Below are 13,643 nucleotides of genomic sequence, written 5' to 3'. Positions count from 1 at the left end.
TTACCCGGTTGACCCGAAGACACAGCTCGGTGGCGCTTCCGGGCGACCGGGTTCGTCGATTCGTACGGAAAGCGGACCGGCGGTCAGCACGGCCGCCGGCGCAGCTCCATCACGTAGTCGTGCGGGGCCCCGGCGCTCTCCGCGGCGTCGGCGATCAGGCCGAGGTAGCGGGCCGCGGGCAGGCCGCCCTCGTAGTCGTTGAGCACGTACGTCCAGACCGGGATGTCGCCGTCCAGGGTCTGCGCCCGCAGCTTGATCTTGCGGTAGATGCCGAGCTGGACGCCCTCCCAGCGGTCCAGGCCCTCCTCGTCCATCGGCGCGATGTCGTAGAGGGAGACGAAGACCTGGTCCTTCTCGTCCTCCACGACGGTGGCCAGCGAGCCCTCCCAGCCGAGCTGCTCGCCGCCGAAGGTGAGCCGCCAGCCGTCCAGCCACCCCGTGCCGCGGAGCGGGGAGTGCGGGGCTCGGCGGGTCATCTGCCGGGCATCGAGGTTGGTGGCATACGCGGCGTAAAGGGGCATGGGTGCAGCGTAGCCCGGTCGGCCCACGGGGCGGGGCGAGTGGACGAGGAGATCGAGCCCGGACCCAGTTGTGGCGCCGCTCCCGGCGTGCGGGACAATGGGGTACGTGACTCGGATCGTGATCATCGGTGGCGGACCCGGCGGCTACGAGGCGGCCCTGGTGGCCTCTCAGCTCGGCGCGGAGGTGACCGTCGTCGACCGCGACGGTCTGGGCGGATCGGCGGTGCTCACGGACTGCGTGCCGTCGAAGACGCTGATCGCGACCGCGGAGGTGATGACCACCTTCGACAGCTCGTACGAGGAGCTGGGCATCACCGTCGACCAGGGCACCGCCGAGGAGCGGGAGTCCAAGGTCATCGGCGTGGACCTGGGCAAGGTCAACCGCCGGGTGAAGCGCCTGGCGATCGCGCAGTCCCACGACATCACCCAGTCCGTCACCCGCGCCGGGGTCACCGTGCTGCGCGGGCGCGGCCGGCTCGGCGCCGGCGGGCAGGCCGTGGACGGCTCCCGCGAGGTGCTGGTGGACACCCCCGACGGCAGCGTGCAGTCGCTGCGCGCCGACGCGGTGCTGATCGCCACCGGCGCCCACCCGCGCGAGCTGCCGGACGCCCAGCCGGACGGCGAGCGGATCCTCACCTGGACCCAGGTGTACGACCTGGAGGAGCTGCCCCGCGAGCTGATCGTGGTCGGTTCCGGTGTGACCGGTGCCGAGTTCGCCGGCGCGTACCAGGCGCTCGGCTCCAAGGTCACCCTGGTCTCCAGCCGCGACCGGGTGCTGCCGGGCGAGGACCCGGACGCCGCCGAGGTGCTGGAGGACGTCTTCCGCCGCCGCGGCATGAACGTGATGGGCCGTTCGCGGGCCGAGAGCGCCAAGCGCATCGGCGACCGGGTTGAGGTCACCCTCGCCGACGGCCGGGTGATCGAGGGCACCCACTGCCTGATGGCGGTCGGCTCGATCCCCAACACCGCCGAGATGGGCCTGGAGGAGGCCGGGGTCAAGCTCAACGACTGGGGCCAGATCCAGGTCGACCGGGTCTCCCGCACCAGCGCCCCGGGCGTGTACGCGGCCGGTGACTGCACCGGCGTCTTCATGCTCGCCTCGGTGGCGGCCATGCAGGGCCGGATCGCGATGTACCACGCGCTGGGCGACGCGGTGCAGCCGCTGAACCTCAAGACCGTGGCCTCCAACGTCTTCACCGACCCGGAGATCGCCACCGTCGGCTACACCGCCGCCGACGTGGAGTGCGGCAAGATGGACGCCGTCGTGGTCAAGCTGCCGCTGCGCGGCAACCCGCGGGCGAAGATGCAGGGCATCCGGGACGGCTTCGTGAAGCTGTTCTGCCGCCCGGGCACCGGCATCGTGGTCGGCGGCGTCGTGGTCGCCCCGCGGGCCAGCGAACTGATCCACCCGATCGCGCTCGCGGTGGACGCCAATCTGACGGTCGAACAGGTGGCCAGCGCCTTCACCGTCTACCCGTCGGTCTCCGGCTCGACCGCCGAGGCCGCCCGGCAGCTGCACGTCCGGAAGCGGGCCGGCGGCGAATCCTGAGCTCAAGGCGCACAGTTGGGGCGGCTGCCGGTCGGCGGCCGCCCTTCGCGCGGGCATGATCGTCACCCGGACGGCGGGCGCAGTTCCGGGGTGTTGACGGCGCGTATTGTACGGTCACGCGCCGCTCTTGCGTGAGCAATTCCCGCTACCAGCTGCAAACGCCTGAAAGCAGACGGTCACGCAGGTTACCGTCGGTTCTGTGTTTGCAGCAGAACGTCGCCAGTTGATCCTCGAAATGGTGCGCGCCAACGGAGCGGTCTCGCTCCGGGAGTTGGCCCGCGTCGTCCAGACCTCCGAAGTGACCGTGCGTCGTGACGTGCGGGCGCTGGAGGCAGAAGGGCTCCTCGACCGCCGGCACGGCGGCGCGGTGCTCCCCGGCGGCTTCAGCCGCGAACCCGGCTACCCGCAGAAGACCCATCTGTCCGCGGCGGAGAAGAGCGCCATCGCGGACGCCGCCGCCGGACTGGTGGAGGAGGGCGACGCGGTGGTGGTCGGCGCCGGCACCACCACCCAGGAGCTGGCCCGCCGGCTGGCCCGGGTGCCCGGGCTGACGGTGGTCACCAACTCGCTGCTGGTCGCCCAGGCGCTGGCGCACGCCAACCGGGTCGAGGTGGTGATGACCGGCGGTACCCTCCGCGGCTCCAACTACGCCCTGGTGGGCAGCGGCGCCGAGCAGTCGTTGCAGGGGCTGAGGGTCACCAAGGCCTTCATCTCCGGCAGCGGGCTGACCGCCGAGCGGGGGCTGTCGACCGCGAACATGCTGTCCGCGAGCGTGGACCGGGCCATGGTGCTGGCGGCCGCCGAGGTCATCGTCCTCGCCGACCACACCAAGCTCGGCGCGGCCGGCATGTTCCAGACCGTCGCCACCGAGACCATCACCCGGCTGGTCACCGACGAGCAGGCCACCGCGGACGACGCCTGCGCCCGCGAACTGGACGCGCTCGCCGACTGCGGGGTGCAGATCGACCTGGCGCCGCTCGGGGCCGCGCCGAGCGGCGACGCCCCGGTGCACGGCACCGGCAGCGGCCCGGTGCACCAGACCCAGCCGGGCCCGCTGGGCCGCCGTCCCGGCCCGCCCGGCGGCGCCCCGCTGCCCGGCCAGCGCCGCCCCGGGGCGCACGGCGGCGGCCCGGTCGGCCCCGGCGGGATGCCGGTCCGGCTGGCCGAGATGGGCCTGCCGCGCGGGCGCTGAGCCCGGCTCACGGCGGCGCGGCAAACGCGACCGGTCCGCACCCCCGAAGGGAGTACGGACCGGTCGAAGATTGACGAACCGGTCGTCAGTCCTTGATCTCGCAGAGCGCGGCGCCGCTGCTGACGCTCGCGCCGACCTCGGCCTTGAGGCCGACCACGGTGCCCGCCTTGTGGGCGTTCAGCGGCTGCTCCATCTTCATCGCCTCCAGGACCACGATCAGCTCGCCCTCGGCGACGACCTGGCCCTCCTCGACGGCGACCTTGACGATGGTGCCCTGCATCGGCGAGGCCAGGGTGTCACCGCTGACGGCCGAGCCGGCCTTCTTGGCGCCCACCCGGCGCTTGGCCTTGGCGGCGCCGGTCGCACCGGCGGCCGGGGCCGCCGCGACGCCCAGCGAGGACGGCAGCGAGACCTCGATCCGCTTGCCGCCGACCTCGACGACCACGGTCTCCCGGGTCTCCGCCTCCTCGCCCTCGCCGGCACCGCCGGTGAAGGCCGGGATGGTGTTCTCGAACTCGGTCTCGATCCAGCGGGTGTAGATCGTGAACGGGCCCTCGCCGCCGTTCACCTCCGGCGCGAACGCCGGGTCGGTGACGACCGCCTGGTGGAACGGGATGGCGGTGGCCATGCCCTCGACCCTGAACTCGCTCAGCGCGCGCCGGGCTCGCTCCAGGGCCTGCTTGCGGTCGCGGCCGGAGACGATCAGCTTGGCCAGCAGCGAGTCCCAGGCCGGGCCGATGACCGAGCCGGACTCCACGCCGGAGTCCAGGCGCACGCCCGGGCCGGACGGCGGGGCGAACAGCGTCACGGTGCCGGGCGCGGGCAGGAAGTTGCGGCCCGGGTCCTCGCCGTTGATGCGGAACTCGAAGGAGTGGCCGCGCACCTCCGGGTCGCCGTAGCCGAGCTCCTCGCCGTCGGCGATCCGGAACATCTCGCGGACCAGGTCGATCCCGGTGACCTCCTCGGTGACCGGGTGCTCCACCTGCAGACGGGTGTTGACCTCCAGGAAGGAGATCGTGCCGTCCAGCGCGACCAGGAACTCGCAGGTCCCGGCGCCCTCGTAGCCGGCCTCCTTGAGGATGGCCTTGGAGGCGCGGTACAGCTCGGCGTTCTGGGCCTCGGTCAGGAACGGCGCGGGCGCCTCCTCGACCAGCTTCTGGTGCCGGCGCTGCAGCGAGCAGTCACGGGTGGAGACGACCACCACGTTGCCGTGCTTGTCCGCGAGGCACTGGGTCTCCACGTGCCGCGGGTTGTCCAGGTAGCGCTCCACGAAGCACTCGCCGCGACCGAAGGCGGCGACCGCCTCGCGCACCGCGGACTCGTACAGCTCCGGGATCTCCTCCAGGGTGCGGGCGACCTTGAGGCCGCGGCCGCCGCCGCCGAAGGCCGCCTTGATGGCGACCGGCAGGCCGTGCTCCCGGGCGAAGTCGACGACCTCGTCGGCGCCCGAGACCGGGTCCGGGGTGCCGGCCACCAGCGGGGCGCCGGCGCGCTGGGCGACGTGACGGGCGGTGACCTTGTCACCGAGGTCGCGGATGGCCTGCGGCGGCGGGCCGATCCAGGTCAGGCCCGCGTCGATGACGGCCTGGGCGAAGTCGGCGTTCTCCGACAGGAACCCGTAGCCGGGGTGGACGGCGTCCGCGCCGGAGTCCTCGGCGGCCTTGAGGACCTTGGCGATGTCCAGGTAACTGGTGCCGGGGGTGTCACCGCCCAGCGCGTAAGCCTCGTCGGCCGCGCGGACGTGCAGCGCATCCCGGTCCGGCTCGGCGTAGACGGCGACGCTGGCGATACCGGCGTCCGAGCAGGCCCTGGCGACGCGGACGGCGATTTCCCCGCGGTTGGCGATGAGCACCTTGCGCACTGTGGCTCCCTTCTTGAACCTCGATGAGTTTATGGATTCCTGGGCGGTACCGGCGAGTAGCCCCGGGTTGTGAACTATCCCACACGCTCGGTGATGGGATTCCCCGCCGCCGGGACGGGGTTGGGAACGACTGCGCAGGTCGTGGCCGGTGCGCTCGGGCGGGGGTGGTCGACGGTGGGTGACCGTGGGGCGGCGTGGCGGGTCGGTGGGATGGGACACACCTTCCGCGCCCCGCTCATGCCGCGGTGCTTCCGGCCGGTGCCGCGGCGGTCGGGCGGCGCACCGCCTCGGCCGTCACGTCGGCGACCGGCTCGACCATGTCCGGCCCGTACGCCTCCGGGTTGACCACCCGCAGGACGAGGGCGAAGGTGCCGTTCCGGCCGTGCTCGCGGGCCAGTTCGCGGTGGTGCGCGACCAGGTAGCGCACGCCCGCCTGGTTGGCCGTGCCGGTCTGGCCGGAGACCAGGAACACCGGGCGGCCGCCCTCCGGGGTGGCGATCCGGGCCAGCAGGACGTGGGTCCGGTCGGGCTCGACGGTGAACTCCCGGTCGCCGACCGCGATCACGTTGCTGCCCGGGTCCGGGCCGGAGGTGACCCCCACGCCCGGCAGGCCCCAGGCCAGGTGGGCGGCCATCCGCTCGTTGCTGACCGGACCGCCCAGGCACAGCTCGGTCTTGGCGCCCAGGCCGCGGTGCGCGGCGTCGTGGGCGACCAGTTCGGGCCGGGCGCCGCACTCCTCGACCAGCCCGGCCAGCCACATCAGGGCGTAGGCGTCCCGGCGGGTCACGGTGGTGGCGTGCGAGCCCGTCCCGATGCTGCGGGGCACCACGATCAGGCACTCGCTGCCGGCCGGGAGCCCGAAGAACTCCCGTACCCGCTCGACCTTCCGGCGCCGCCGCAGGGTCTGGGCCAGCCAGCCGATCCCGGCGCTGATGGCGCTGGCCACCAGGCCGAGCACCACGTTGAGCACGTTGTCGTTCATCGCCCGCGTTCCCTCCCCGTTCGAACGCCGGTCAGCTTAGGGCGTGTCTGACACGCCCTAGAGGTACAACCGGACGGAGCAGCTGGTCAGTTGGTCCACAGATCGGTGATGCGGACGTCCAGGTCGGCGAGCAGCCGGCGCAGCAGCGGCAGGGACAGGCCGATGACGTTGCCCGGGTCGCCGTCGATGCCGTCGACGAACGGCGCCGAGCGGCCGTCGAGGGTGAACGCCCCGGCCACGTGCAGCGGTTCGCCGGAGGCGACGTAGGCGGCCACCTCGGCGTCGTCCGGGGTGCCGAAGCGGACGGTGGTGGAGGCGGTCGCCGAGGACTGCCGGCCGGTCGCGGTGTCGATCACGCAGTGCCCGGTGCGCAGCACCCCGGCGCGGCCGCGCATGGACTGCCAGCGGGCCAGCGCCTCGGTGGCGTCGGCCGGCTTGCCGAGGGCCAGGCCGTCCAGTTCCAGGACGGAGTCGCAGCCGATCACCAGCTCGCCGTCGGTCAGTTCGGCGGCGACCGCCTTCGCCTTGGCCTCGGCCAGGACGAGGGCGAGCTCGCCGGGGGTGGCGGCGGTGATCGCGTCCTCGTCGACGCCGCTGACCACCACGCGCGGGTCGAGCCCCGCCTGGCGCAGCAGCCCGAGGCGGGCGGGGGAGGCGGAAGCGAGGACGAGGGAGCGCTGGTCGGTCATGCCCACCAGGGTAGGGGGTGGGTGGTTGAGCCGTTCCGGTGAACGACTCAGGTGAAGTACCGGCTGACCATGATCAGTACGGCACCCACCAGCACGATCGCGGCGAGCACCTTGCCGGCCCGCTGCATCCGCTCCTGCATGCGACGGGCCTCGGGCGAGGGCTCGTCCTCGGGGTCTGACCAGAGCACCCGTCCAGAGTGCGGTGCGGGTGGGCCCGGCCGCCTGAGTATCCGTACTCAGGTTTCCGGCGGAGCGGGCGGCCGGGCGGGCCGTGGAGCGGGAAGCCGGGCCGGCCGGCCTCCCGCTCCGAGCGGTCGGCTCAGTGCGCCCAGCCCGAGGTCCGCCAGGCGTTGACGCCCGGGCGGACGGCGGGGCGGAGCAGCCGGGAGCGGTCGTTCCAGGGGGAGGCCGGGCCGACACCGGCCAGGCGCGCCGCCTCGGCGGCGGCCTGCGCGGCGGCGGCCCGGGCCTGGACCACCGCCAGGACGGTGGCGAGCTCCTCGGGGGTCGGCTGCCCGTGCAGCACGTGGATCGGGGACATGGCTGGTTCTCTCCCGAGAGGGGTGGTGCCTACAGGGGGATGTTGCCGTGCTTCTTGGGCGGCAGGACCTCGCGCTTGCCGCGCAGCGCCCGCAGGCCCCGGACGATGTGCCGGCGGGTCTCGCTCGGGGCGATCACCGCGTCGACGTAGCCGCGCTCGGCGGCCAGGTACGGGTTCAGCAGGGTGTCCTCGTACGAGGCGATCAGCTCGGCCCGCTTCTCCTCGACGGTGCCGGCCGCCTCGGCCTCGGCGATCTCCCGGCGGTGCAGGATGTTGACCGCGCCCTGGGCGCCCATCACCGCGATCTGCGCGGTCGGCCAGGCCAGGTTGAGGTCGGCGCCCAGGTGCTTCGAGCCCATGACGTCGTACGCGCCGCCGAAGGCCTTGCGGGTGATCACGGTGATCAGCGGGACGGTCGCCTCGGCGTAGGCGTAGATCAGCTTGGCGCCGCGGCGGATGATGCCGTCCCACTCCTGCTCGGTGCCGGGCAGGAAGCCGGGCACGTCCACGAAGGTCAGCACCGGGATGTTGAAGGAGTCGCAGGTGCGGATGAACCGCGCGGCCTTCTCGCTGGCGTTGATGTCCAGGCAGCCGGCCAGGTCCATCGGCTGGTTGCCGACGATGCCGACCGGGTGGCCCTCGACCCGGCCGAAGCCGGTGATGATGTTGCCCGCGTACAGCGGCTGGGTCTCCAGGAACTCGCCGTCGTCGACGACGTGCTCGATCACCTTGTGCATGTCGTACGGCTGGTTCGCCGAGTCCGGGACGATGGCGTCGAGTTCGAGGTCCTCGTCGGTGACCGAGAGGTCGGCCTGCTCCGGGTAGGACGGCGGGTCGCTCAGGTTGTTGGAGGGCAGGTACGACAGCAGGTTCTTGACGTACTCGATCGCCTCCTTCTCGTCCGAGGCCAGGTAGTGGGCGTTGCCGGACTTGGTGTTGTGGGTGCGGGCGCCGCCCAGCTCCTCCATGCCGACGTCCTCGCCGGTCACCGTCTTGATCACGTCCGGGCCGGTGATGAACATGTGCGAGGTCCGGTCCGCCATCACCACGAAGTCGGTGATCGCGGGGGAGTAGACCGCGCCGCCCGCGCAGGGGCCCATGATCAGCGAGATCTGCGGGATGACGCCGGAGGCGTGCACGTTGCGGCGGAAGATCTCGCCGTACAGGCCGAGCGAGACCACGCCCTCCTGGATCCGGGCGCCGCCGGAGTCGTTGATGCCGATGACCGGGCAGCCGGTCTTCAGCGCGAAGTCCATCACCTTGACGATCTTCTCACCGAAGACCTCGCCGAGCGAACCGCCGAAGACGGTGAAGTCCTGGGCGAAGACGGCGACCTGGCGGCCGTCGACGGTGCCGTAGCCGGTCACCACGCCGTCGCCGTACGGGCGGTTCTTCTCCTGGCCGAAGTTGGTCGAGCGGTGCCGGGCGAACTCGTCGAACTCGACGAAGGAGTCCTCGTCGAGCAGCTCCAGGACCCGCTCCCGGGCCGTCTGCTTGCCCTTGGCGTGCTGCTTCTCCACGGCCTTGGACGAGCCGGAGTGCACCGCCTCGTCCAGCCTGCGCCGCAGGTCGGCCAGCTTCCCGGCGGTGGTGTGGGGGTCGTACGGCGCCTCGGTCATCCGGTGGCTCTCCCTGATCATGGGCCGCGACCTGTTCGATCGCGCGGGCCGGGATCGGGGGCTCGCGCACGAGGGCAGGGCGGCGCTGCGAACTACCGCTGCGTAGCGTAACCAGCGCGCAGGGCGATGCGGCACGTCCTGGCGTTATGGCCATCGACACAGTGTGTCAACGGGTGTTCTGCGGGACGATGGGGCGGACTGCGCCTCTGTGGCCGGTCCTGCCGCGGGCGGGAGCTTGAGGACGGGCCCTAGGGTGGCCACCATGACCGCACCCGAGACCCCCCGCCGCAGCGGACTGCGCGGCTTCGGCCGCACCGGACCGTCCCCCTGGACCGACCTGGACCGGCCGCCGCTGGACCAGGAGGCGCTGCGCCGCGACCTGGTCGTCCCGGGCGGGCTCTGGACCTCGCTGGACGTCGTCACCGAGACCGGCTCGACCAACAGCGACCTCGCCGAGCGGGCCCGCGCCGGCTCCCCGCAGGGCGCGGTGCTGGTCGCCGAGGCGCAGAGCGCCGCGCGCGGGCGGCTGGACCGGCAGTGGACCGCCCCGGCCCGCTCCGGACTGTTCCTGTCCTTCCTGCTGCGCCCGGAGGAGGTGCCGGTCGAGCGGTACGGCTGGCTGCCGATCCTGGTCGGGGTGGCCGCCGCCAGCACCCTCGACCGGGTGGCCGGGGTCGAGGTCGGGCTGAAGTGGCCCAACGACCTCCAGGTGGAGATCGACGGCGCGGAGCGCAAGCTCGGCGGCATCCTCACCGAGCTGAGCGGCGGCGCGGTGGTGGTCGGGATCGGCCTCAACGTCTCGCTGCGCACCGCCGAACTGCCCGTCCCCACCGCCGCCTCGCTCGCGCTGGCCGGGGCCTCGACCACCGACCGGTCCGTCCTGCTGCGCGCCCTGCTGCGCGAGTTCGCCGGGCTCTACCGGGAGTGGACGGCCGCCGCGGGGGACCCGCACGCCAGCGACCTGCTGCGTGCGTACGCGGACCGCTGCAGCACCCTCGGCCGGCCGGTCAAGGTGCACCTGCCGGGCGACCGCGAGCTGGTCGGCGAGGCGGTCGCGATCGACGGCGACGGCCGCCTGGTGGTCCGCACCGCGGACGGCGCACGCCGGGCGGTCGGCGCGGGGGACGTGGTCCACGTCCGCCCCGAGCCGCGCTGAACGGCAGTCTTCACCTCTCCTTGACTCGGGCGGATGCCCCGGATCACGCGATTCCGTGCGAACATTCCACCTGGCAGCGGTGTGAGGCGCGCCACTGCCCGCCCGGGTGGCGGGCGGTGCGCCCGGACAGGTAGGACACGAGGCAAGTGCGGCGACCGCACGGGGACGGACCGGTGGCAGAGGACGGCAACGGCGGGACGGCGGGCAGTCACGACCCCACGGTCGCGCTCGAACTGGAACGCCTGATCCTGGACGCACCACGCCGCTACACCCCGTACCAGGCCGCGCGTGCCGCCGACGTCCCGATGGAGCTGGCCACCCGCTTCTGGCGGGCCATGGGCTTCCCCGACATCGGCCAGTCCCGGGCGCTCACCGACGGTGACGTGATCGCGCTGCGGCGGCTGGCCGGACTGGTCGAGTCCGGGTTGCTCAGCGAGTCGATGGCGATCCAGGTGGCCCGCTCCACCGGCCAGACCACGGCCCGGCTGGCCGGCTGGCAGATGGACACCTTCCTGGAGAACCTCACCCAGGCCGTCGAGCCCGGACTCACCCGCGCCGACGTCGCGTACCCACTGGTCGAACTGCTGCTGCCGGAGCTGGAGCAGTTCCTGGTGTACGTCTGGCGGCGCCAGCTGGCCGCCGTCACCGGCCGGGTCGTCCAGGCCGCCGAGGACCACGAGATCACCAGCGGCCGGCTCGCGGTGGGCTTCGCGGACCTGGTCGGCTTCACCCGGCTGTCCCGGCGGCTGGAGGAGGAGGAACTCGGCGAGCTGGTCGAGACCTTCGAGAACACCTGCTCCGACCTGATCGCCGGGCAGGGCGGCCGGGTGATCAAGACCCTGGGCGACGAGATCCTCTACGTCTCCGAGGACCCGGCCACCGCCGCCGAGATCGCGCTCAGCCTGATCGACGCTCTCGCCGAGGACGAAACCATCCCGGCGCTGCGGGTCGGCATGGCTTTCGGGACGGTCACCCAGCGGATGGGAGACGTCTTCGGCACCACCGTGAACCTGGCCAGCCGGCTCACCTCGATCGCCCCCAAGGACGCGGTGCTGATCGACGGCGAGTTCGCCGCCGCCCTGGAGCAGAACGGCAGCGTCGCCGCCGCCGACTCGGAGGGGCCGGGCCTGGCCGAGGCGCTGTCGGTGGCGGCCGGGATGCCCGCCTCCGGGCTGCCGGTGCCGGGGCCGGACACCGGGGCGCGGTTCCACCTCCAGCCGATGTGGCGGCGGCCGGTGCGGGGGCTGGGGCTGGTGGAGCCTTGGCTGCTGTCGCGGCGGATGAAGGCGGAGTAGGCGGAGTAGCCGGACCGGTCGGAACGGCTGGACTGGTCTGACTGGTGGGAGCGGGCTGGTCGGGTCTGGCTGGTCGGGGCGTTCGGTGGGGCCGGCTGGGGGTGATCCGGGTGGCCGAACGGTTGAAGGTCGTACGGTCCGTTGCGGGTTCATCCGGGCAAACGGGGCATAACCGAACGAAATCGCCATAGTCTTGGTGCAAGCGGCCAAGGGGTGCGGCCGACCGGTGGGGGTCCGGTAGGACCGAGCACAGGGAGCGAGGCGAGCCGGTGAGCGGTGAGGCGACCATGACGGACCGCGGCTGCGAGGGCCCGCACCGCGCCGACCCGCTGCCCGACCTGCGGCTCCAGTCGGTGGTCGAACTCGCCCAGGACATGGCCGGGGCGCTCACCCCGCTGGAGGCCGTCCGGGCCGCCGCCGCCCGGGCCACCGAGGCGCTCGGCGCCACCATGGCCGCCGTCTCGGTCTGGGACCGCGAGTCCGGCCGCCTCCGGGTGCTGGTCAACCACGGCGAGCTCGCCCCCGGCGAGGAGGAGCTGCCGCAGGACGAGTCCTACCCGGTCGCGGACTTCCCGGAGATCGTCACCTACCTGGAGGAACGCTGGACCACCGGGCGGCTGCCCCGCGCCTGGCTGCAGACCGCCGAGAACGACGCGCCGCACGCCGGGCACGCCCACCCGACCGCCGGCGCGTACTGCCAGGAGCGCGCCGCAGCGCTGCGCCGGCGCGGCCGGGCCTGCTGCGTGGTCGCGCCGATCGTGCTGCACGGGCAGGCCTGGGGCGAGCTCTACCTCGCCCGGTCCGTCGGCCTGCCGGTCTTCACCGAAGCCGACGCCGACTACGCGACCCTGCTCGCCGCCCAGATCTCGGCCGGCCTCGCCCAGACCGAACGCCTCGCCGACCTGCGCAGACTCGCCTTCTCGGACCCGCTCACCGGCCTCGCCAACCGGCGGGCCGTCGACGCCCGGCTGGAGAGCGCGCTGGAGGCCCACAACCGGGACAACACCGTGGTCTCGCTGGTGGTCTGCGACGTCAACGGGCTCAAACGGGTCAACGACCAGCTCGGCCACGAGATGGGCGACCGGCTGCTGGAACGCTTCGCCCACCAGCTCTCGCTGGCCGCCGCCAAACTGCCCGGCAGCCTGGCCGCCCGGCTCGGCGGGGACGAGTTCTGCCTGCTCGCCGAAGGACAGAAGGCCGACGAAGTGGTCGCCGTCGCCGAGGAGCTCTGCGCCCGGGCCCTCGCCCTCGCCGAGGGCGAGGGGGTCGCCTGCGGTGTCGCCTCCACCGGGGACTCCATCGGACCGGTCACCACCCCCGACCGGCTCTTCCGGCTCGCCGACGCCGCCCAGTACCGGGCCAAGGCCGCCCGCGCCGCCCACCCCGTCGTCGCCGGACGCAGCCACCGACCCGGCTTCTCGCCCGACCCCACCGTGCTGCTCGCCGACGCCGCCGACCCCCACCACCGCGCCGACGGACGCCGTGGGCCCGGCGGCCGGGCCGGCACCGCCGACCGGCGGCGGTTCCGCGGCGCCGCCCACAGCGCCGACCCCGGGCAGCTGCTCACCGCCGTCCTCTCCGCCCTCGACCAGGCCGCGGACGCCCGGGCCGTCCACCCGGCCGACACCCTCGGCAAGCTGGTCGTCGTCGCCGAGACCTCCGCCCGGCTGCTCGACGCGGTCGGCTGGTGGGTCTCGTACGTGCCGCCCGGCTCCCAGCTGATGCGCACCGCCCAGCACGCCGTCTACCGGATGACCAGCGGGCCCAGCAGCACCCGGGCCGAGACCCAGCGGGCCCAGATCGAGGCGCCGGACGCGGTGTTCGACCTCCGGCACTACCCGATGACGCGGCGGGCCGTTCGTGGCGGGGCGTTCGCGCTCCGCGCGGGGGCGGCGGGGAACGACCCGGCGGAGGAGGCGATGCTCGTGGTCTCCGGGTACCGGGGGATGGTCGCGGCGGGTGGGCAGAATGCGGCGGGGGGGTGGTTGGTGGAGCTCTTTGCGGATGATGCGACGTTGCCGTTGGGGCAGGTGGCTGGTGCGTTGAGGGCTTTGGTGGCGGTGGGGGTGGGGGGAGCTGCGTCGGTGCCGGGGGGCTGATGCGGTGGGGGCCGCTGCGCGGGGCTTTGGTTGGGGGGTGGGCTTTCGGGAGGGTGGGTTGGTCCGGGGGCGGTTCCGGGGGGGGGCGCTCCGGGGGCTGGATGATTTTCAGACCGCCGACCCTCATGGGGGGGTGTTG

General features: G+C 73.3%; 11 protein-coding genes and 1 pseudogene. 5 read left to right on the top strand and 7 right to left on the bottom strand.

The window, feature by feature from the left end:
• Positions 1-83: 83 nt before the first annotated feature.
• Positions 84-521, bottom strand: a complete 438-nt coding sequence (locus AB0F71_RS24450; RefSeq protein WP_350503464.1) for a gamma-glutamylcyclotransferase — start codon at positions 519-521, stop codon at positions 84-86.
• Between the two features lie 97 nt (positions 522-618).
• On the opposite strand from AB0F71_RS24450, the gene AB0F71_RS24445 reads away from it, so the two are divergent.
• Together AB0F71_RS24445 and AB0F71_RS24440 are read left to right on the top strand one after the other, a co-directional pair.
• The gene (locus tag AB0F71_RS24445; protein WP_360238016.1) at positions 619-2,070 is read left to right on the top strand and encodes an NAD(P)H-quinone dehydrogenase; all 1,452 of its coding nucleotides are present in this window, start codon (positions 619-621) and stop codon (positions 2,068-2,070) included.
• 199 nt (positions 2,071-2,269) lie between these two features.
• The gene (locus AB0F71_RS24440) at positions 2,270-3,262 is read left to right on the top strand and encodes a DeoR/GlpR family DNA-binding transcription regulator (protein WP_360238014.1); all 993 of its coding nucleotides are present in this window, start codon (positions 2,270-2,272) and stop codon (positions 3,260-3,262) included.
• 85 nt (positions 3,263-3,347) lie between these two features.
• On the opposite strand, the gene AB0F71_RS24435 is transcribed toward AB0F71_RS24440, so the two are convergent.
• From AB0F71_RS24435 to AB0F71_RS24410, 6 genes are all read right to left on the bottom strand, one after another.
• Positions 3,348-5,123: a biotin carboxylase N-terminal domain-containing protein gene (locus AB0F71_RS24435; protein WP_360238012.1), complete on the bottom strand. Its 1,776-nt coding sequence runs from the start codon at positions 5,121-5,123 to the stop codon at positions 3,348-3,350.
• 235 nt (positions 5,124-5,358) lie between these two features.
• Positions 5,359-6,105 (bottom strand): hypothetical protein, encoded by a 747-nt coding sequence (locus tag AB0F71_RS24430; protein ID WP_360238010.1) that lies wholly within the window; start codon positions 6,103-6,105, stop codon positions 5,359-5,361.
• Positions 6,106-6,191: 86 nt separating this feature from the next.
• Positions 6,192-6,794: a nucleoside triphosphate pyrophosphatase gene (locus AB0F71_RS24425; RefSeq protein WP_360238008.1), complete on the bottom strand. Its 603-nt coding sequence runs from the start codon at positions 6,792-6,794 to the stop codon at positions 6,192-6,194.
• A gap of 47 nt (positions 6,795-6,841) precedes the next feature.
• Positions 6,842-6,982, bottom strand: coding sequence for a hypothetical protein (locus AB0F71_RS24420; protein WP_360238006.1), 141 nt, complete (start codon positions 6,980-6,982; stop codon positions 6,842-6,844).
• Positions 6,983-7,113: 131 nt separating this feature from the next.
• Positions 7,114-7,335: an acyl-CoA carboxylase epsilon subunit gene (locus tag AB0F71_RS24415; RefSeq protein WP_360238004.1), complete on the bottom strand. Its 222-nt coding sequence runs from the start codon at positions 7,333-7,335 to the stop codon at positions 7,114-7,116.
• 29 nt (positions 7,336-7,364) lie between these two features.
• Entirely contained in the window at positions 7,365-8,954 is a 1,590-nt protein-coding gene (locus tag AB0F71_RS24410) for an acyl-CoA carboxylase subunit beta (RefSeq protein ID WP_360238167.1), read from the bottom strand.
• 262 nt (positions 8,955-9,216) lie between these two features.
• On the opposite strand from AB0F71_RS24410, the gene AB0F71_RS24405 reads away from it, so the two are divergent.
• The 3 genes and pseudogenes from AB0F71_RS24405 to AB0F71_RS24395 form a co-directional block, all read left to right on the top strand.
• Positions 9,217-10,110: a biotin--[acetyl-CoA-carboxylase] ligase gene (locus AB0F71_RS24405; protein WP_360238002.1), complete on the top strand. Its 894-nt coding sequence runs from the start codon at positions 9,217-9,219 to the stop codon at positions 10,108-10,110.
• A 173-nt stretch (positions 10,111-10,283) separates the two neighbouring features.
• Positions 10,284-11,405: an adenylate/guanylate cyclase domain-containing protein gene (locus AB0F71_RS24400; RefSeq protein ID WP_360238000.1), complete on the top strand. Its 1,122-nt coding sequence runs from the start codon at positions 10,284-10,286 to the stop codon at positions 11,403-11,405.
• Positions 11,406-11,779: 374 nt separating this feature from the next.
• Positions 11,780-12,805 (top strand): annotated as a pseudogene (locus AB0F71_RS24395) (sensor domain-containing diguanylate cyclase); the annotation flags it as partial.
• Positions 12,806-13,643 lie beyond the last annotated feature (838 nt).

The sequence above is a fragment of the Kitasatospora sp. NPDC028055 genome, from assembly GCF_040637885.1.
Lineage (GTDB): Bacteria > Actinomycetota > Actinomycetes > Streptomycetales > Streptomycetaceae > Kitasatospora.
This window is presented reverse-complemented; position numbering and strand designations above follow the sequence as displayed.